The following is a 19,112-nucleotide window of genomic DNA, read 5'->3' as shown; positions in this document are numbered from 1 at the left end:
ATGAAAACACATTGTTCCTGCGGCGCCGCTACGGGCAGCGGCGCCCGCAAAACAACCGCCGCGCAAACCACCGGTCCGCTTACTTTGAGGCAACGCTTTGTAAAAGGCGTACGATGGCTGATACCGGGCATCACCCTCGTACTGCTGCCAAAGTGCCCCATTTGTTTCGCTGCCTATGTAGCCCTGGGTACAGGAATCGGGTTGTCTGTAACCGCTGCTACATGGCTTAGATCAGGACTGGTGGTATTGTGTGTGGGGTCGTTGCTTTACCTGGCGGGAAGCAGGATGATGGCCTACCGGAAACGGCGGCAGTCAGCTTCCTAATTCAAGATCAAATAACATCAGTTCTTCCGCTTCTCCGGGTGGAAGAATGGTGCCCTGCCGGGTAAATCCAGACCGCTCCAATAAACGAACCGACCGGTGATTATCCGGTTGGGTAATGGCAAACAGCCTTGGAAACGGCAATTGCTGCCGGGAATAGGTAATGGTACCGGTAGCCGCTTCGTAAGCATACCCCAGGCCTTCAAAGGCCGGTAAAAAAGCAAATCCCAGGTCGGGCTGATCAAGGTACTTTCTCTTAAATAACCCGCAGATACCAATAGGATTCCCTGTTTCTTTCAGCACTACTACCCATGCGCCATAGCCTTGTTCGGCGTATAGCTTCAACAGGTTATTCATGATATAGCGTTGTGCATCTGCAAGGGTCCGGATCTGCCGGTCGCCGATGTATTGCAGCCAGGAGGGCGTGTTCAGCAATTCCAGGACGAATGCGTCATCTGTAGCGGCAAAAGTGCGGACCTGCAGCCGCAGCGTTTCAAATAGAATTTTCATGCCTTCATTTTAAAGCCTCTTTAATTCATCAACACCCTCCAAAATAAAATTTTCCTGTGAAGGCAACAAACCTGATTTAACCGGTTTATTGAACAAAAGCATGAATGGTACGTTTACAGGATGATACAGCCAGGTCCGGGCAACTGGCAGGGCTTTTATATTAATTTTGCTGAAGCATTTTAGTCCTCGCCTGTAAGCCGTTTCAGCTGCCGGAGATAATCATACTGCAGGTCTTCATGCAGTGCAGACACTATTTTGGTGATCTTTTTCACCTGTTGTTCGTAGAGGTTATTTAACTGAACACTATAGGAAGATAATAAACCGGACAGTTTCATTTTTGTACAGAAATAGATCAGTAGTTCTACTTCGGCGGTTTTGGAACCAGTATATCGTATATGCTTGTTCGTTATCCGCAGGATTTTCCTCAGCCTTTTTTTAGCGTGGTATAATTTATCACCGGCCATTTCAATAAACCCTTTGTCGATTTCTTCTTTCACGGCGGCGATGTACCCTTCTTCGTTGTGGGCTTCAAACAGCAGGTAGGTAAGCAGTTCCTTGTTATCGTTCTTGAATTTGGCCAGCCGCAAACACAGGGCCGACAGCTCTGCCGGAGGCAGGGTAGTTAATTCTTTTTTTATATCGCTGATACTTGCCGCTTTCATAATTCATCTGGTGCTTGTGGGCGAAGATACTACCTATTCCGCAGCATGTGAAGCGTGGGCGGCGTCTTTACGCAACAGCCAGGAATTAAATACGGTATAGAATACGGCTACAATGATAGCGCCCTTGAACATGCCGGTGAATCCCCATGCAGCCATACCGCCAATTACACCGAGGAATAATACCAGGAAAGGCAGTTTGCCGCTTTTAGCGATGAGCAGGGGTTTCAGGATGGCTTCCCCTATCAGGATGCCGGTACCGTAAATAGCCAGGAAGAGCGTCATACCGGGATGACCTTGTGTAGCCATCCAGATGGTTAATGGGATCCAAACCACGAGCGGGCCTATCTGGAATCACCACCAGGAAAAAGATAAACGCGGACAAGCCAAGCGCAAAGGGGATGCCTGCAATTTTAAGCCCAATAAACGCCACCACCGCTGTGATGAAAGCCGTACCCATTACACCGATAGACACGCCCTTGATGGCCATCGTGGTAGCGTTCAACAGATCGGCGCCATCTTTACGTCCCAGCAGGTGCTGTGCAGTAGCCCTGATAGGGCGAACTGCTTTTTCACCGCTTACCAGGAAAAATGCAGATATAATGATGCCGAGTATGAGTTGTCCGGCTGCACCAAGAATACCTGCGCCGCTGGTGATAATATGATGCAGCACCACTCTTACCTGTTGTTCATGTACGCTGGTGGACAAAGTTTCGCGGGGACTTTCCTGTAAATGCTCCCAGAAGTCCACGATATCGCTGCCAACATATGGCATGGTAACCACCCATTCGGGCAGCGCCGGCAATCCGTTTTCCTTCACATTACCAATCCAGTGCAATGCTTCCCGGATATGTGAACTCAGCGCGGCAATGAAATAAGTAACCGGCAGGGCAATGATGGCAACTAACGCCACCGCATATATGGTGGCGGCCAGTTTACGGCGGCCTTTGAACCAAACAACCATGCGCTCAAACAGGTGATGGAAAGAAACGGAAAAGATCAGTGCAAATGTGAGAATACCAAAAAACAGCCGCAACACATCATACAGTGCCAGCAGCAAAGCCAGCAACAGCAACAGCACCAGGATGGATTCAATCATATTTTTAGAGGCAGGGCGGTGGTGATTCATATGACAGTATTTTATACAGGTTTCTTCCTAAATATACTTAAAACAGGTTATAACAGCGACAGGCGCATAAACTGTTGTATTTCTTCATTAATATCTTCGGGGAGATACATACGGAAATGATGATTAAACTGCCGGCTATCGCCCGGTACCTGCGCAATTTTCTGAAAGCATAAATTGTCGGGATACGCCTTTTCAAAAGGGAATACAATGTGTACAAAATTCTTTCCCAGCTGGGTAACCCAGGCTACACGTCTGTCGCCAAAACCGATACCCATCATAGATTTGGTGGGATACAGGTATATCTTTCCCAGTTTTTCATATTGTGAGACAAAGTGCTGCAACAGCATCAATGCCTGATCTGATCTACCAGCAATGAAAGTTTTGAGCAGCGGATCCTTGCTTTGATCCAACAGGGATGTCGACATCTTCCAGGTTTTATCCTGCAATATAACAAATAAGCCGGCCACGGGGCCGGCTGTAGATATTGAAAACCTGTTGTTATTTACAGCAGGCTGTAAATAGTAGTGAAGTAACTATTGGTACTAAAAGAAGTAGCGGTGGGATTAGTGGCCCAGGAGGGTGTAACCATATTCAGACTGCCACCATCGCCATTCCATGCCCATCCCAATACAGTCCATCCTTTGGATTTGGCATAATTCGTTAAGCCGGACCAGTTGGCGCTGCCGGAGCCGGTGCCGAACTCCCCTACCATACAAGGGCGTCCGGAAGTAGCCATTTCATCGAGATCAGCATTGATGAGGGTACGGTTTCTGCCCTGGTTCCAGGCGCCTGGATAAATGTGTGTAGACAGGATAATGCAGCGTAGTTATTCTTCCACCAGTTGGCGGCCGCAGTAAGTTCGCTGGCATTGTCGCTTCCCAATACACTCGCTTTGTGATAAGTGGCGATCACCGCAAAGCCGTTGTTCTTTGCCTGCTGAATCCAGGATTTCGCCAACGTAATACTTACGGTTGGTTCAATTTCAATGCGCACGGTTTTGATTTTTGTTTGCTGTTTCATCAGCGCCCATGCGAAGTTTACATTGCCGCCGTTGTAGTAGGAAGGCTGCAGGTTTACGCCATTCCCAATACCGTTAGTTAGTTCGGTGGTTACCGGGCGCGGAGCCGCTTCCGGTGTTACTGCCGCTTCTTTGCAGGAGCAGGCTGCCAATAGCAGCAGCATTAATGTTCCTGTAATCATGTAGTTCGGGGTGATTGTTTGTTTGTTCATTAGTGGAATTTTTATGGTTGAAAAGACGGGAAATGCTATGCAGACATAAAGGTTCCTTTACCTGTTGATGCAGCGCATACAGGAGTTTTTGTGTTGCTGTAAATGTTAAATAAAAAGGGCTTCGATATCTCTCCGGCGGTAGTATAAAATTATTGCAGGGAGTTAGCATAAAAGCATACTTTTTTATCTGATTACGATGAATTACCACACTTTTTTGGCAGGCGTACCCCAAATGCAGAAATGAGCGCCCGGGGAGGCGCTCATTTCTGCATATAGTCGTTATTGTTATTGATCAGTCTCTCCGTTTACCCGATACCACCAGTACCACACCTACAATGGCTACGATACCGCCGGCATAAGTGGGCCAGCCTATCCATCTGTTTTCTTTCTTATTAATTTCAACAGGACCAATGTCTACCACTTTCTTTTCTGTTTGAACAGAGAAGCCCCTGATAACGATCATTGCAATACCAGCAATAATGAGGATGATGCCAAGTACTTTCATAATGTTGCGTTTATGAATATACCGGCAATCCACATGCCATTGCTGTGGCAGCATTTTTAGCGGTATAATGGGGAAATAGCACCCCAATAAGTAGGATTATTCCATTTTCAGGCTTTTCACGGGATTCATGGCCGCCGCCCGGATGCTTTGGAAGCTGACCGTGACTAAAGCCACTATGATAGTGATGAGCCCAGCCCCGCCAAAGATCCACCAATCGAGGTTTGTTTTATACGCGAAGTGATTCAGCCATTGGTTCATGGTATACCAGGCCAGCGGGAAGGCAATGAGCATTCCTATAAATACCGGCTTCAGGAAACCGGCCGACAGCAACAGGAAAATACTGGATTCGGAAGCGCCTAGCACCTTTCTCACGCCTATTTCTTTGGTACGTTGCGCGGCGGTGAACATGGCCAGTCCGAATAAGCCGAGACAGGAAATGAATACAGCGAGGCAGGCGAAATAATTGCACAGCTGACTTACCATCTGTTCACTTTTATAAAGCTTGGTATATTCTTCATCGGAGAACTGGTAAGTAAAGGGGAAGTTAGGATTTAAGTTTTTGCAGATCCCTGCCAGTCCGGCCAGCACCGGTGTTGTTTTACCCCCGGCGACCCTTACCAGGATATTGCCCCACTTAGGTTTTTCATCCAGGCGGATTACCAGCGGCTCTATGGCGTCGTGCATGGAGTTGAAGTGGAAATCCTTGAGCACGCCCACGATGGTACCGGGAACATTTCCGAGCGTGAATGGCTGTCCTACCGGATGCTGGTAACCAATCCTTTTCACGGCGCTTTCATTCAGGATATAACTCCCTGAGTCATTCCCGAATGCACGGGAAAAGTCGCGGCCCTCCAGTAAGGTGAGACCCATGGTTTTTATAAAGTCGTATCCCACTGCCGCATCCGCAAAAGAGGCGTCATCATTGGGATCTTTCCCTGACCAGCTGATACCTCCTTTGTGATGTTCTATCACCGTTGGCGACTCTTTCATTTTAGAAACAGCCACCACGCCGGGCAGGTTGGTTGCCGCTTCCCTGAATACATCGTACTTGGAAATCAATTCGCCTTCGATAGGAATATAGATAAGGTTCTGCCGGTTGTAGCCCAGGTTCTTTGTTTGCACATAATCCATTTGGCGGTAAATCACAAACATGCCTATCATTAACAGGATGGACAGGGTGAATTGAAACACCACCAGGCCCTTCCGGAAATTGGTAGCGCCGGAGCCAAATTTAAGGCTGCCTTTAAGCACCCGTACCGGGTTCAGGGACGACAGGAACAAGGCCGGGTAGCTACCGGCCACGAAGCCGGTGAGTACCGTAAGGCCCAGTAAAGTACCCCAGAATACAGGTTGTGAAACGGGTAATGCCAATTGTTTTCCACTGAGCTGGTTAAACGCGGGCAGCAGTAATATCACTACCAACAGGGCAATAACCAGTGAAAAAAATGCCAGCAGCATGGCTTCCCCGATAAACTGGATGATAAGGGAAGAGCGCAGGGCGCCTACTACTTTTCTCACGCCTACTTCCTTTGCTCTTTTTACCGACCGCGCCGTAGCGAGGTTCATAAAATTGATGCAGGCAATGAGCATAATGAATATGGCCAGCAGGGTAAAGAGGCGCACGTATTCAATACGCCCGCCATCAGGTATGCCATTGCTGAATACACCGTGCAGGTATTTTTCGCTGTAAGGCTGTAAACCCAGTTCAGTATAGGAATCGTTGTTGCGTTGCTGATAATTATAAACGAAGTCTTTTATTTTGGCGGCTACTTTACCTGCATCGGCATTGTCACGGAGACGGATATACGTCAGCGGGTTAAAGCTGCCCCAATTTCTTGCCCAGGCATTGTCCCTGGTAAAATCTTCCCAGTTGCGGAGGTACTCAAATTGTTGTGATGAATTGGCCGGCACCTCGTACACTGCAGTAACAGAAAGACTTACCGTGTCTTCATAACGCAGTGTTTTCCCCAGCGCCTGTTCCGGGCTGCCAAAAAATAATTCCGCGAGGTGTTTGGAGATAGCGATGGTGCCTGGTTTATCGATGGCAGATGCTTTTGTGCCCTGTAATACCGGGTAGCTGAACATCTGCAAAAAATCAGCGCCTGCATAGGCGCCGGTGATCTTCATTACTTTATCATCTACGCGTAATGTTACCGGCAGAAAAACCTCGAAGCCGCTGGAGTATTCTACTTCGGGCACTTCCTTTTTCAGTTCTGCCGCCAGCGGCCCCTGCGTGAGATAGCCGGCGTTCACTTTACCACCGGATGACTGGCGCACATATACCTGGTATAGTTTATCGCTGTTGGCATGAAATCCATCCATACTTTTTTCATCCTGTACCCACAGGATCATGAGGAGGCTGCAGGCCAGTCCGAGCGCCAGTCCCAGGATATTGATAAAAGAAAATGCTTTATTGCGGACAAGGTTGCGCCATGCAATCCTGAAGTAGTTGCTTATCATGATAGTCAGTATCAGTTACAGCACCTGTTGAAAAAACATGCCATACCAAAAGTTACATACGTTCCAATAGTTTAAAAAGTTATTTTTTTAATAATATGTCCGCTTTTGATACAGCAGGTGACCGCTTGTAAAACTTGAATAAATATACAGCGGTTATTGCGGTGTTAACAGACCTGCACCGCCTCCACTCCCAACAACTCCGCCAGCTTTTTTATTTTTGACGCTATATGCCCTTTGCCTACTGCGCAATGATGCGCCGGTCCATGCGCATTCCATGCTTCCACGAAATTCCTGGCGCCTGTGGGAAACCGGTAACGGCTGTTGGTGTTGCCGATTTCGAGGATAGGGCCGGCTTCCGACATCCCTTCCGCCAGGAGGAACTGCAATTTTCCATCAGCTGTTTCCACTACAGACAGTAATGTTACCGGGCCGTGTGCCACCGACATTTCCACGGACAATCCTTTTCCTACTTTTCCATGATATACCTGTAATGGTTTCAGTTTTATTTTACCGGCGGCGATTACAGGATGGCAGGGCCCATCGTGTCCCATGAGCACAATATCATCTTTATAGTCCATGGCATAGTACTCTGTGAAGGAACCACCTGCACCAAAGCTGTCCATGATTTTCATGGCCTGCGCATTTTTCACTTCGTACTCCCCGGCTACCGGGATGCCTTGCGCCGTTAAGAGAGAGGTACCCATGATCACGGAGCTCATGGTATCTTCATTGATAGCGTTGCCACTTCCTTTATGGTAATACGCCAGGGAACCCAGTTGGTGCTTTGCTACCAGTTTATCCAAAGCCACTGCGGTTTTGGCAGCGCGGTGCAATTCTTCCGGTGAGCAATCGGGTTGTATGTCAAACAACTGTTGCGCTTCCCGGAGCTTCGCGGCAATTTCCGCTTCATTGACCGTATTCCGGAGTCCTGATAATTCATCTACCTCAATAATTTCCATATGTCCGCCTAACACGGCTGCGTGCAGGGTAAGATTGGAGTAAATATCCAGCATGCCGCCATAGTAGTTACCCATCAGGCCCAGCCTGTTGTGATACAGGATGTAGGCTACTTTTGCGGCGGCGATCCATTCTTCCACTTCTTTCCACACCACAGGATCATCCTGCAGCATACCAGTTACCTGGTAAAAAGGAATGTGTGCACGTTTGAATACACTGGCTATTTCCGGCACCGGGCAGGCGGCGCAGAAGGCGAGCCATTCGCCGGTCATGGTGATGCGGTCCGGCAGCTGATTAAATGCGGCATAGTCGATGGCCGCGGCCGGAGAGAGATTTAATACGATCACCGGTACCTTTGCGCGTTTCACTATTGGTAAAACCGTGGAGGATAACGCGTAGGTGGTTACATATAAAAAGATCAGATCAACGTCTTCCTTCCGGAAACGGCTGCCCGCTTCAAAAGCTTTCTCCGGCGTGTCTATCAGGCCGAGGTGAACGATATCGGCGCCGTAGTGCTGCAACTGCTGATGCACAATATCAATATACCCCGACAACCGCTGCTGCAGTCCTTCGAACTGTTCCCAATAGGCAGCGAGGCCTATCCCAAACAGGCCAACTTTTAATGTATTCATAACGCAATTTTTTGAATGGTAACCGGATCCTGTGATAAAGCTAGTCGCGGTGCGATGAATTATTTGATATTTCGGTTGTACTTTATGACACAATCCCGGCGGGTGGCGGAAATTCTTATTACTTTCCGGAACCTTTCCGGCTTTTTATATTTTTATATAAAGAAGAAAGCGTTATGATGAACTATTACAAGTATCTGCCCGTGAGCAGGGAAGATGAGCGCTGGGGCCTTTGGGTACTGAATACCGGTTGTACGCAGGTGGCAGCAGCGGGCATTTACCCGGGGAAAGATCATCCGGCGCATCATCATTTTAATTGGAAGAAAGGAAGGGTATTGAATGAATACCAGGTTATTTATATCACCGGCGGCAAAGGCATTTTTGAGTCCGACAGCTGCCGGCAGCAGGAAATAAAAGGCGGTACCATTATCCTGCTGTTCCCGGGAGAAAGGCACCGCTACCGGCCACTCGCCGAAACCGGCTGGGATGAATACTGGGTAGGCATGAAAGGCCCTGTGCTTGACAACCTCCTGAAGGAAAACTTTTTCACCAGGGAAAAGCCCTGTTTATATATCGGTTACCAGGAAGGTACCCTGCAGTTGTTTCATCTTATTATAGAAAAAACAAAACAGGAGCGCCCTGGCTACCAGCCGCTCATTGCCGGCGCAGCGCTTCACCTGATGGGAAACATCCACTACCTCGTGAAGCAACAGGCAAGCGGGAATAAAGAGAGAGAAGAACTGATGAACAAAGCACGGCTGTTATTCCGCGCCAACATTTCCCGGCATTATTCCCCGGAGCAGGCCGCAGAAGAGTTGCAGGTGGGTTACTCCTGGTTCAGAAAAGCGTTTAAGCAATACACGGGGCTATCTCCGTTTCAATATTATATCCAACTTAAAATAGAGAAAGCGAGGGAGCTATTGAATGATCCCGCTGTATCTGTAAAAGAAATTGCGTATGATCTCAGGTTTGATTCTTCGTTTTACTTCTCCAGGATCTTTAAAGAGAAGACCGGATTTACGCCCACGGAATACCGGAAAAGAGCGCAAGGCGATATTTAACATGGTTTGCTGCCTGTTGTTATTGATGTATAACGTGCACGCGCAAACGAATTCGTCGCTTGTTAACTTCAACCCGCAGCAACAACAAACTATCCGCTTCAGTACTGCCGGCGCAGCCATTGATGCGCACGACGGTGAAATCGCTTATTTCAACGGTACCTATTACCTCTATGGTACCAGCTATGGCTGTGGATTTGAATGGGGCAGAAAAGAGGCTCCCTTTTGCGGATTTAAAGTATATACTTCTACAGATCTTCAGCAGTGGACCGACAAAGGCTTTTTATTTAACGCCCGCACACCGGTATGGCAAACCCGCTGCAATGGCAGTACCTATGGCTGTTTCAGGCCGCATGTGATCTATAATAAAAAAACAAAACAGTATGTACTGTGGATCAATGTATATGATAACCGTACCGGCTTCCGCGTATTTACCAGCCAGCAACCCACCGGTCCGTTTACAGAAGTGGCGGAGCCCCGGATGGCAGTGAACAGCAACGGCGCCATCGCCGGGTTGAACAACGGTGATCATGATACCTTTGTAGATGAAGATGGCACCGCTTATATTGCGTATACCGACTGGCAAACAAAAGGCACCATTGTAATTGAAAAGCTCAGTGCCGATTATCTGACTGGCAGCGGAGAGCATGTAAAAGCAGTGACGAAAGGCAATACCGAAGCGCCGGCGCTCTTCCGGCGCAATGGCAGTTACTACCTGTTGTACTCCGATCCTAATTGCGGCTATTGTGCAGGTACTGGTACTTCTTATCGTCGTGCGGAATCGCCGCTGGGCCCATGGTCCGATGGAATAAAGATCAGCGATCGATCCTGCGGTGGACAACCGTCTTTTGTATCTCTTATTAAACTCAACGGCGACAGCGTTTTCCTGTATGGCAGTGATCTGTGGAACAATGCGGCAAAAAATGAAGCGCTGGCTAATTACTATTGGGCGCCGCTTTCCTTTGCAGCAGACGGCGCTATTGAACCTATTGTTTGTAAAGACAGCATACAGCTGCCCTTGCGCGCTGCTTCGACTCCTGTTATGAAAGTGAAGCCCGACAACAGCAGCGGGCAGGAAGGCTTCCGGTTCCAGTGCGACATTAACGGATGTATACAGCGTTCGCAAAGTTTTACTCCTCCCCGCTCAGGCGTGCTTTCGGCTGTAAGCATCACTGCTTTTAAAAGCGGCTATCCGGACGACGACCTGCATATCAGCATTTACCCGGCAGATGATAAGGGATTACCGGCAACAGGAAAAGTGCTGTATGAGGCGGCTATTCCCCGCGACAGCCTGAGCTGGTCGCCGGAGCCGGTTACTATCAAACCGCGTATAACGGTAGCGGCCAAACGCAGTTATGTGATGGTGATCCGATCGTCCACGGCCAGTGGTTGCTATGGTATTACCTACAAGGACGAAGCCCGCGGTGGTGTTTCCGCTTACAGCGCCGACTGCGGACAGGCATTTACCATTGAAAAGGACCGGGTACTGAAGTTTAGTGCGTATGTAGGGGAGTAATCCGTGCCTGCACATCTTTCAATTTCATCACCATCTTTTGCGCTGACTCCGCGATCCATACCTGGTAATCCGTGACGGCACGGGTACGCTCCTCTTCTGTGATAAAACCACTTTCCACCATCTGCGGGCCTCTTAGTTCCGCTACTTTGGACCAGATGCCTGCCTTTTCTGCGAAGTTATTTTCGCCGCGGGTGTATATTTCATCGGCGTTCAACACGGTGATGTGATGAAAGCCCAATTCTTCAAAAAGCCCCGAGAGGTGATCCGCAATTTCATTATCCATGCCTGCATCTGCACGCCAGGAAAGGAATGCTTTATAAAAGCGCTGCATGCTTTCCGGTGGCGCAGGCGTCCATTCCAGCTGATGATGGTTGTAGTCTAAAATAGAAATATAGCCGCCCGGATTTAACAGGGATTTAAATTTCAGCAGCGCTTCGCGTGGATTACTTAACCATTGCAGCACACGGGCAGAAACGATGAGGTCAAATTTTTCTGCCGGATTGTAGGCGAACAGGTCGGCCTCCAGCAGTGTTAAGTTGGAAAGATCCGCGTGATCCGTGTTTCCTTTAGCGATCAGGTGCGGGCTGCTGTCGATGCCCACAACGCTTCCTGTTTTTCCCACTGCGCCGGCGATACCGGCAGATATGGCGCCTGTACCACAGCCAACATCCAGCACCCGCATACCTTCCCTGAGCAGTGGTATCAGCGTGGCGTAGCTGTTCTGCAAACTCCTGCTGTCTAAAACGCTGCTATCTTTTGGCATGGCGGCTCTTTCATTCGCGGTATTACTCATGGAGGATTTGTTGTTTGTTCAGGAAAAGATGAGTTTAAATATAACATTTTGTAAACAGAAATAAGTGATACTTTAGAATGTATCTAAATTCACAGCCATGACCCGTTATGTTACTCCCGTTATTATATTGCTGCTAATGGCCGGATGTGCGCCTGTGGCAGGCGAGCAAGGCAAAACTGCCGTGATGCGCCTGTATTCAAAAGCGGTGGCCGATTCCTTTTCTATCTTCGTAAACCTTCCGGATGATTACCATCCGGAGCAATCTCAAAAATACCCGGTGGTATACCTCCTGGATGCCAACCTGTATTTTGATGTGATGGCAGTTACCCTGAATAAATATGCCGGAGTAGGATTGGCGCCGAATGTGATTTTAGTGGGTATTGGTTATAAAGATTTTCCGGAGATGGATTCCTTAAGGAACCGGGATGACACCTATCCTGTTGCCATCCCGGAATATGAAATGAGCACCAGTGGCGGCGCCGATAAATTCCTGTCGTTTGTACACAGGGAGCTGATGCCGGTGATTGACCGGCAATATCGCACCGATACCACAAAGCGCGTACTGATGGGACATTCGCTTGGCGGTTATTTTACGGCGTATGCGCTTTACCGTGATCTGGCGGGCGCTTCCACCGGTTTCAGCGGATATATTGCGGCGAGCCCGGCATTACATTATAACCACTACTATTTGCCGGAGCAACTGAAAACAGCGGGGGGAAAGGACAGCATGCGGACGGATGTCAAGGCGTACTTTACATTCGGAGGGCAGGAGGAACCGGAGGCCGGGGATTCCGGGGCGTTATCCCTGCAGATACTGATGGTGCAACTAACGACTTCTATCTCCCCAAAGGTTACTTACCGGGGAGATGTTTATTCCAACCTGGGACATATGGATACGCAGCTGCCTACATTTATAAAAGGATTACAGTGGATATTGCCATCGGAATAGTGAAGCGCTCTTTCAATAGAATAGCGCCTAATTTTTCCCGATTGCGTAAATAATATTCCCTTTTCGCTTACCGGCCGGCCCTCTGCCGGCATAGCTTTGCCGCATTGCAGATGATGCGCCATTTATAAATTAAGATATAATGAAGAAATTCCTGTTTTCTGTTATTTTATGCTGTAGCCTTCAATCACTTTTTGCCCATGCTATCTGGATCGAAACCGTTACTACCGGGAAGATCGGGCAGGCACAGGAAGTGAAAGTTTTCCTGGGAGAATATGCCGATAACGAGCGCGATTCTATTCAGCACTGGTTCAGTAATATGAAAGATTTTACCCTGTACCTGGTAAAACCCGACGGACAAAAAGAGAAACTGACCTGTACCGCCAACGGCAATTACTTCACCGCCACCTTTACGCCTGCTGTTGCCGGCACGCACCTGTTAGCTATTGATCATACCGTGCAGGAAGTATACAGCGGCAGTAAGATCCATTATTATGCGATGGGGCTGGTGAAAGTCAACAATACTTTAACCGGCGCAGACAACGCAAAAGAACATACGGATTTCTCCATGCTGACGAATCTCAAAAAAGCAAACAAGCTGCATCAGCCGGCTACCGTGCAGTTAAGCTATAAGAAGGCTGTTCCTGCTGCCGGTGAAGTAACCGTACAGTCGCCGGAGGGATGGACTAAGAAATTCAAAGCCGGTCAGGCTGGTGATGTTACTTTTTCACCCGCATGGGCAGGCCGCTACCTGCTGGAAGGTACTTTTACCGAAGAAGCCAGCGGACAACATGAAGGCAAGGATTTTAATAAAGTATGGCACTGCGTTACTTACTGCATGGATGTAGATAAGTAAACGTAAAATGACTCAGAAGGGCTGGCAATTTTTGCCGGCCTTTCCCGTTTTATTTCGAGAATATCCTAATTTCATATCCTCTTAATAAGACCCATGAAACAACTGTTCTGTATAGCGCTTCTTTCCTTTTCCCTGTTTAGTATTCACTGCGGCCGGGGAACCGTGATCCCTCCTTCCTCCCTCCCGGATACGCTGCCCTCCATCACACAGGAAGGTAAAAATACTATTGGCAGCCTGGTAAACGGGAAGGTGTTCATTCCACGCGGAAGTGTAGGCCTGCCCAATCCCTCCGCATATTATGACCCTAGTACCAGGAACGGAAGTTTTAATGTATCCATGACCCGGTTCGACTTCGGCGACTCTGTGCAGCGGAGTTTCCAGATTATCGCCACCAACTTAAATAAAACGGGAACTTATCCTGTTACCACGCCTGCGGCGGATGTAGCCTTTGTATATACCCGGCTGCTAATGCGCACCCATACCGGTTGTGAGTATATTGGCATGGATGCGGCAAAGGTGCAACAGGAAGGGCAGCTGATTATCACGAAGCTGGACACCGAGCAAAAAATCATTGCCGGCACCTTTACCTGTACGCTGATAACCGCAGGTTGTGATACCGTTCATATGACAGACGGGCGGTTTGATATGAAGTACTAACCTTTATCCGTTATGATCTCCGCATAGATTTCTTCAAAATCTTTTCCTTTGTGCGATTGCCAGATACCGGCGAATTTTGTTTCCACTCCTTTCAAGAGCTGCACGCATAACTTACGGTCATCGTCGGTCATGTCGTGGAACATTACTTCCGCGAGCTGGCTGATCCGCCGCCTGCATTGGATCAATACTTTTTCGCCTTTGGGCGTTACTTTTAACCGTTTGGAGCGCTTGTCTTCTTTATCGTCATATTCGGCGAGGTAGCCGAGTTTTTTCAGCCGGTTTAACTTATCCGTGCCGGTAGACAGCTCCTGCAACGCCGCGTAGATCGCTTCTGTTTTCCGGGGTTCTTTTAACTGGGCAACCGTATTGAGCAATGAATATTCATCGATTGTGTTGATACCGGTGCCGTCCAGCGCCGCCACCGTGTAAATAGTGTGTAGTTTAAAGATTCTTCCTATTACCCGCATCAAAACGCCTTCGCTTTGTACCGGCAGAAACTTCCCTTCCGGCGGAACCGGTTTCCGTGTTTGTTTGCGTGCCAGGTAATGCCTGCAAAATTCTTCAATGCTGCCTTCCGGATGCTGATCATCAAATGCACCCCATTCAGTCATCAGTTCTACGGCTTTATTCATACCAGATATTTTATTTCCGAAGCAATAATAGAAAAAATACCCCGGATTTTTTGTTTTTACTATATTTCCGTTATACATTTACTTATATTATTTCGATTCTGTCATATAAAAATCATAGTCAGATGTCAACACAGATTATTTTCCAGGGCTTCGTTGTGCTCCACCTCATAGGATTTCTTCTCTTCGCCGGTACTTCGGTAGCGGATTTTGTAGGCTTCCGGCAGTTCTGGAAGCAGTACGACGTGGATAAAAGCAAAGCCGCCACGGTAATGCAGGCCATTTCTGTTTTCCCGGTATTAATGAGAGTAGGAATAGGGCTGATCATTCTTTCCGGCATAGGCATTATGTACATGACGCATGGCGTTTTTGGCGAGCAGTTGTGGTTCCGGGTGAAGTTCGGCCTGGTGATCGTTATTATCCTCAACACCTTCCTTTTCGGACAGCGGCAGAAAAAGCAGTTAAAGAAATCCTTTGAAACATCTGCCGGCACTGTTCAAAAGATCAGGGGCAACATCCGTTTGTTCCACACGATACAATTACTTTTCGTTTTCATCATCATCCTGTTGAGTGTTTACAAATTCAACTGATCAAACTGAACATCATGAAAAAAGATAAAATCATTTACTGGACCGCCACACTTATCCTTACCGGCGTAATGTTATGGAGCGCCTTTAATTTTGCTTTCAATCCTGAAATGAAAGGCGCCTTTGCTCACCTGGGGCTGCCCAACTGGTTCCGGATAGAACTTACCATTGCCAAGGTGCTGGGCTCACTGGCGCTGTTGTTGCCCTTTACGCCGCCAAAGCTCCGGGAGTTCGCCTACTTCGGGTTTGGCATAACCCTGATTTCCGCGGCGGTGGCGCATTTATCAAGCGGCGACAGTGTATTGCTGGAAATAGGTCATACTTCTTTTTTTGTAAGCCTGGTGGTTTCCTATGTTTACTATCGCAAACTGCATCCACCCGTGGTGGTTGCCTGATAACAGAAAGCCTTCGGACCGTATATGTCTGAAGGCTTTCTATTACTATTGTTATATTATTTCACGCCCAGGGCTGCGATTACTTTTTCGCCTGTTAACTGTGCGGAAGCAGGGTTCTGTCCGGTGATAAGGTTACCATCGGCTACTGCAAAGGGCTGCCAATCGGCCCCTTTCACATAGTTTGCTCCACGGTCCTTCAACATATCTTCCAAAGAAAAAGGTACTTCAGCGGTGGTTTGTCCGGCTACTTCTTCACTGTTGGTGAATGCCGAAACTTTTTTCCCTTTTACCAAAGGCGCGCCATTCTTATCCTTTACATTTTTCAGTGCAGCAGGTGCATGGCATACCAGTGCCACGGGTTTTCCGGCGGCATAAAATGTTTCTATCAGCTGCGCGGAGGTGGCATTATCTGACAGGTCCCACATGGGGCCATGTCCGCCGGGATAAAACACGGCATCATAATCCGCTGCCTGCACGTCTTTCAACAAAACAGTATGATTCAATCTTTCCTGGGCTGCCGGATCATTGAAAAATCTTTTTACTGATGCCGTGCTATAATCGGGTGCGGTGCTTTTTGGATCAATGGGCGCCTTTCCACCTGCGGGTGACGCAATGGTTACCTGGAACCCCTTATCGGTAAACAGGTAGTAGGGTGTGGCAAATTCTTCTATCCAGGTACCGGTTTTATGCCCGGTGCTTTTTACTTCGCTGAAGGAAGTCACTACAATAAGTATTTTTTTCATAGACTGATGATTAATTGTTTTTGTATGCTGGCTATATGCCTGAAAAGCCAGAAAGGGCAACAGTAACAGCAATAAGCCCGTTTTTTTAGTTTTCATTCACCTGATTTTTGCACAAAGTTGGTATTTATAAATATGTTGCAAAAGGAAACAGATCACCATTTAATTGTGATACAGGTCACAGCTTTTATGTTAATTTGTATCTTATGAGTAATGCGCTAAGGCAACATATTGAAGTAATCTCCCCACTCACCGATACGGAATTCGATCATATACAGTCGTACTTCACTGAAAAAAAATTACGTAAGCACCAGTTCCTGGTGCAGGAGGGCAACCTGGTAGGACATGAATATTTTGTGGTAAGCGGCTTGTTAAAAGCGGCATATTTTAATGAAGCCGGTAAAGAGCATATTATCCAGTTCGCGATGGAAAACTGGTGGATCACCGATTACCATGCGTACGTAAACCAAACAACTGCAAAGCTGAACATTGATAGTATTGAAGCATCTACCCTGCTGTGTTTATCTTTCGAAAATAAAAAGAAGCTCTGTGAAGCTTCCCATAAAATGGAGCATTTTTTCCGGGTAAAAGCCACTTCCGGCTATGTGGCGTCACAGCAGCGGATCCTGTCGCTGCTCAACAATGATGCGCAGTCGCGCTACGAACAGTTGCTGGCACAATACCCGGCGCTTTTTCAACGGGTTCCCAAAACATTGATTGCCGCCTATCTTGGCGTATCGCGTGAAACGCTGAGCCGGTTCTCAGGGAAGTAACTATTCCTTTTATTTTCTCCGGAAATAATTTACTATGTTTGTAAGGTAAACTTATAACTTTACCTTACTATATGGCTTCCGGAAATCCGCACCAACTTGCCGCACAACTCCGTCCACTTCTTGCCAGGCTGGTGAGAAAGCTGCGAAAGCTATCGCCGGCAAATGAGGAGCTATCGCAGAGTGAGCGTTCTGTGCTGGTATTACTGGACCAGCACGATTACCTGCTGTCGGCAGAACTGGCGGTAATGGAGAAAATGACGCCGCAATCGATGGGACAATTACTCCAGCATCTTTTCCAGCTGAATTTAATCAACAGGACGGCCTCTCCCCACGACAAGCGGAAGATTCATATTTCCTTGTCGGCAGCGGGCAAAGCGCGGATCGAGCGGGTACGGAAAGAGCGGGACGAATGGTTAGGCAAGGCGATCAGCGAGGTTTGCACTAAAGAAGAGCAAGCGATCCTGCTGGCAGCCATCGGGCCTTTATCCAAATTGGTGGAGTACGAATAAAAGCGGGGAACTAACATGAACATCAGCACTTTTAATGCTTTCAAGAGTCGTAATTACCGGTTATATTTCAGTGGTCAGTCCATATCGCTGATAGGCACCTGGATGCAGAAAACTGCGGTCAGCTGGGTGATCTATTCGCAAACACATTCCAAATTCATGCTGGGGCTCACCCTTTTTGCGAGCATGTTTCCTTCCTTTGTTTTTTCCTTCCTGGGCGGTGTGGCTTCGGACCGGTATAACCGGTACAAGCTGTTGCTGATAACCCAGTTTGCATCTATGTTCCAGGCTGTTTTGTTAACGGTGCTGATTTACTTTAAGCACTACGAGGTGTGGCAGATCATTGGACTAAGCGCTTTCCTGGGGCTCATCAACGCATTTGATGTACCTGCGCGGCAATCGCTCGTTTATGAAATGGTGGAGAACAAAGCGGACCTTCCCAATGCGCTGGCGCTGAATTCCTCGATGGTAAATTTGTCGAGGCTCATTGGCCCCGGCATCGCCGGGCTGGCGCTTGAAAAATTCGGAGAAGACATTTGTTTTGGTATAAACGCCATCAGCTTTTTTGCCGTAATAGGATCGTTGCTGTGTATGAAGCTGCCCGCTTATACGCCCAAAGTGCGTACTACCAATATGCTGGGAGAGCTGAAAGAAGGGTTTGCCTATATCCGGGCCACTCCGGCTATTTCACTGATATTAGTCACACTGGCTTCTGTGAGCTTGCTGGTATTGCCTTACAGCACGCTGATGCCGGTGTATGCCAAAGATATTTTCAAGGGCAATGCTTCCACCTTTGGAGTGATAGACAGCGCCATCGGAATGGGCGCATTTTGCGGAGCTCTGTTCCTGGCATCCCTGAAACCAGGGAAAAACCTGCGGAAGATCCTGGCATTTAACACGCTGATATTCGGCGCAGGACTTGTACTATTCTCCCACTCCACTATTTACCCGGTTGCGCTGATATTTGCCACGGTAGCTGGTTTTGGGATGATGTCGCAAATCACGATCAGCAATACCCTGATACAGACAACCGTAGACCCCGCGATGCGTGGCCGGGTGATCAGCTTTTATGCGATGGCATTTTTCGGGATGCAGCCGCTTGGTGGTTTGCTGGTGGGCGCTATTTCCCAATGGATAGGCACGCCCAATACCGTTTTGCTGCAAGGCCTGGTGACCATCGTTATTGGCGGACTCCTTTTCCGGCAACAACGGTTACAACCAGTAACCGCATTGCCGGCGCATGCGTAGAAATCTTA

Annotated in this window: 24 protein-coding genes; 11 read left to right on the top strand and 13 right to left on the bottom strand. The window is 48.2% G+C overall.

All coding sequences use genetic code 11. The features are described 5' to 3' along the window. Positions 1 to 324 carry a hypothetical protein gene (locus QFZ48_RS21310; RefSeq protein ID WP_370907640.1) on the top strand — a complete coding sequence of 108 codons (324 nt, stop codon included), beginning with the start codon at positions 1 to 3 and terminating at the stop codon, positions 322 to 324. Here QFZ48_RS21310 and QFZ48_RS21305 read toward each other — a convergent pair. From QFZ48_RS21305 to QFZ48_RS21260, 10 genes are all read right to left on the bottom strand, one after another. Beyond that, positions 313 to 831 carry a GNAT family N-acetyltransferase gene (locus tag QFZ48_RS21305; protein WP_429049991.1) on the bottom strand — a complete coding sequence of 173 codons (519 nt, stop codon included), beginning with the start codon at positions 829 to 831 and terminating at the stop codon, positions 313 to 315. The genes QFZ48_RS21310 and QFZ48_RS21305 overlap by 12 nt on opposite strands. A gap of 179 nt (positions 832 to 1,010) precedes the next feature. Further along, positions 1,011 to 1,493 (bottom strand): hypothetical protein, encoded by a 483-nt coding sequence (locus tag QFZ48_RS21300; RefSeq protein WP_429063499.1) that lies wholly within the window; start codon positions 1,491 to 1,493, stop codon positions 1,011 to 1,013. A gap of 33 nt (positions 1,494 to 1,526) precedes the next feature. After that, on the bottom strand, positions 1,527 to 1,799 hold the full coding sequence (locus tag QFZ48_RS21295) for an AI-2E family transporter (RefSeq protein ID WP_429063497.1): 273 nt from the start codon (positions 1,797 to 1,799) through the stop codon (positions 1,527 to 1,529). Continuing rightward, entirely contained in the window at positions 1,699 to 2,619 is a 921-nt protein-coding gene (locus QFZ48_RS21290) for an AI-2E family transporter (protein WP_429063495.1), read from the bottom strand. The genes QFZ48_RS21295 and QFZ48_RS21290 overlap by 101 nt, the downstream gene beginning before the upstream one ends. Positions 2,620 to 2,666: 47 nt before the next feature. Further along, positions 2,667 to 3,044 (bottom strand): hypothetical protein, encoded by a 378-nt coding sequence (locus QFZ48_RS21285; RefSeq protein WP_429049994.1) that lies wholly within the window; start codon positions 3,042 to 3,044, stop codon positions 2,667 to 2,669. Between the two features lie 77 nt (positions 3,045 to 3,121). Continuing rightward, entirely contained in the window at positions 3,122 to 3,331 is a 210-nt protein-coding gene (locus QFZ48_RS21280) for a hypothetical protein (protein ID WP_429049996.1), read from the bottom strand. Further along, positions 3,325 to 3,849: a hypothetical protein gene (locus QFZ48_RS21275; protein ID WP_429063493.1), complete on the bottom strand. Its 525-nt coding sequence runs from the start codon at positions 3,847 to 3,849 to the stop codon at positions 3,325 to 3,327. The genes QFZ48_RS21280 and QFZ48_RS21275 overlap by 7 nt, the downstream gene beginning before the upstream one ends. A 292-nt stretch (positions 3,850 to 4,141) precedes the next feature. Then, the gene (locus tag QFZ48_RS21270; protein WP_370907647.1) at positions 4,142 to 4,354 is read right to left on the bottom strand and encodes a hypothetical protein; all 213 of its coding nucleotides are present in this window, start codon (positions 4,352 to 4,354) and stop codon (positions 4,142 to 4,144) included. Between the two features lie 96 nt (positions 4,355 to 4,450). Then, the gene (locus tag QFZ48_RS21265) at positions 4,451 to 6,814 is read right to left on the bottom strand and encodes an ABC transporter permease (RefSeq protein WP_429063491.1); all 2,364 of its coding nucleotides are present in this window, start codon (positions 6,812 to 6,814) and stop codon (positions 4,451 to 4,453) included. Positions 6,815 to 6,978: 164 nt separating this feature from the next. Continuing rightward, entirely contained in the window at positions 6,979 to 8,403 is a 1,425-nt protein-coding gene (locus tag QFZ48_RS21260; RefSeq protein WP_429063490.1) for an arabinose isomerase, read from the bottom strand. 173 nt (positions 8,404 to 8,576) lie between these two features. Here QFZ48_RS21260 and QFZ48_RS21255 point away from each other — a divergent pair, with 173 nt between their 5' ends. Continuing rightward, positions 8,577 to 9,461, top strand: coding sequence for an AraC family transcriptional regulator (locus QFZ48_RS21255; protein ID WP_429050000.1), 885 nt, complete (start codon positions 8,577 to 8,579; stop codon positions 9,459 to 9,461). A 34-nt stretch (positions 9,462 to 9,495) separates the two neighbouring features. After that, complete coding sequence (locus QFZ48_RS21250) at positions 9,496 to 10,974, top strand: family 43 glycosylhydrolase (RefSeq protein ID WP_429063488.1); 1,479 nt, start codon at positions 9,496 to 9,498, stop codon at positions 10,972 to 10,974. On the opposite strand, the gene QFZ48_RS21245 is transcribed toward QFZ48_RS21250, so the two are convergent. Then, positions 10,952 to 11,767 carry a class I SAM-dependent methyltransferase gene (locus QFZ48_RS21245; protein ID WP_429050003.1) on the bottom strand — a complete coding sequence of 272 codons (816 nt, stop codon included), beginning with the start codon at positions 11,765 to 11,767 and terminating at the stop codon, positions 10,952 to 10,954. The two genes, QFZ48_RS21250 and QFZ48_RS21245, sit on opposite strands and share 23 nt — an antisense overlap. Positions 11,768 to 11,864: 97 nt before the next feature. Here QFZ48_RS21245 and QFZ48_RS21240 point away from each other — a divergent pair, with 97 nt between their 5' ends. The 3 genes from QFZ48_RS21240 to QFZ48_RS21230 all read left to right on the top strand — a co-directional run bounded on the left by QFZ48_RS21240 (position 11,865) and on the right by QFZ48_RS21230 (position 14,226). After that, positions 11,865 to 12,716: an alpha/beta hydrolase gene (locus QFZ48_RS21240; protein WP_429050005.1), complete on the top strand. Its 852-nt coding sequence runs from the start codon at positions 11,865 to 11,867 to the stop codon at positions 12,714 to 12,716. A 139-nt stretch (positions 12,717 to 12,855) separates the two neighbouring features. Further along, on the top strand, positions 12,856 to 13,569 hold the full coding sequence (locus tag QFZ48_RS21235; protein ID WP_429050007.1) for a hypothetical protein: 714 nt from the start codon (positions 12,856 to 12,858) through the stop codon (positions 13,567 to 13,569). Between the two features lie 93 nt (positions 13,570 to 13,662). Then, entirely contained in the window at positions 13,663 to 14,226 is a 564-nt protein-coding gene (locus QFZ48_RS21230) for a hypothetical protein (protein WP_429050009.1), read from the top strand. On the opposite strand, the gene QFZ48_RS21225 is transcribed toward QFZ48_RS21230, so the two are convergent. Continuing rightward, positions 14,223 to 14,858, bottom strand: a complete 636-nt coding sequence (locus QFZ48_RS21225; RefSeq protein WP_429063486.1) for a MarR family winged helix-turn-helix transcriptional regulator — start codon at positions 14,856 to 14,858, stop codon at positions 14,223 to 14,225. The genes QFZ48_RS21230 and QFZ48_RS21225 overlap by 4 nt on opposite strands. Positions 14,859 to 14,980: 122 nt before the next feature. Between QFZ48_RS21225 and QFZ48_RS21220 the strand changes: the two genes are divergently transcribed. Then, a complete protein-coding gene (locus QFZ48_RS21220) occupies positions 14,981 to 15,445 on the top strand; it encodes a hypothetical protein (protein WP_429063484.1) in 465 nt (154 codons plus the stop codon). A 14-nt stretch (positions 15,446 to 15,459) separates the two neighbouring features. Continuing rightward, the gene (locus QFZ48_RS21215) at positions 15,460 to 15,837 is read left to right on the top strand and encodes a DoxX family protein (RefSeq protein ID WP_429050014.1); all 378 of its coding nucleotides are present in this window, start codon (positions 15,460 to 15,462) and stop codon (positions 15,835 to 15,837) included. A gap of 56 nt (positions 15,838 to 15,893) precedes the next feature. On the opposite strand, the gene QFZ48_RS21210 is transcribed toward QFZ48_RS21215, so the two are convergent. Further along, positions 15,894 to 16,580: a type 1 glutamine amidotransferase domain-containing protein gene (locus QFZ48_RS21210; protein WP_429063482.1), complete on the bottom strand. Its 687-nt coding sequence runs from the start codon at positions 16,578 to 16,580 to the stop codon at positions 15,894 to 15,896. A 203-nt stretch (positions 16,581 to 16,783) separates the two neighbouring features. On the opposite strand from QFZ48_RS21210, the gene QFZ48_RS21205 reads away from it, so the two are divergent. The 3 genes from QFZ48_RS21205 to QFZ48_RS21195 all read left to right on the top strand — a co-directional run bounded on the left by QFZ48_RS21205 (position 16,784) and on the right by QFZ48_RS21195 (position 19,104). Further along, positions 16,784 to 17,350: a Crp/Fnr family transcriptional regulator gene (locus QFZ48_RS21205; RefSeq protein WP_429050018.1), complete on the top strand. Its 567-nt coding sequence runs from the start codon at positions 16,784 to 16,786 to the stop codon at positions 17,348 to 17,350. 71 nt (positions 17,351 to 17,421) lie between these two features. Then, positions 17,422 to 17,859, top strand: a complete 438-nt coding sequence (locus tag QFZ48_RS21200) for a MarR family winged helix-turn-helix transcriptional regulator (protein ID WP_429050020.1) — start codon at positions 17,422 to 17,424, stop codon at positions 17,857 to 17,859. Between the two features lie 15 nt (positions 17,860 to 17,874). Then, positions 17,875 to 19,104 carry an MFS transporter gene (locus QFZ48_RS21195; RefSeq protein WP_429063481.1) on the top strand — a complete coding sequence of 410 codons (1,230 nt, stop codon included), beginning with the start codon at positions 17,875 to 17,877 and terminating at the stop codon, positions 19,102 to 19,104. Positions 19,105 to 19,112 lie beyond the last annotated feature (8 nt).

It is taken from the genome of Chitinophaga sp. W2I13, from assembly GCF_050434005.1.
Lineage (GTDB): Bacteria > Bacteroidota > Bacteroidia > Chitinophagales > Chitinophagaceae > Chitinophaga.
This window is presented reverse-complemented; position numbering and strand designations above follow the sequence as displayed.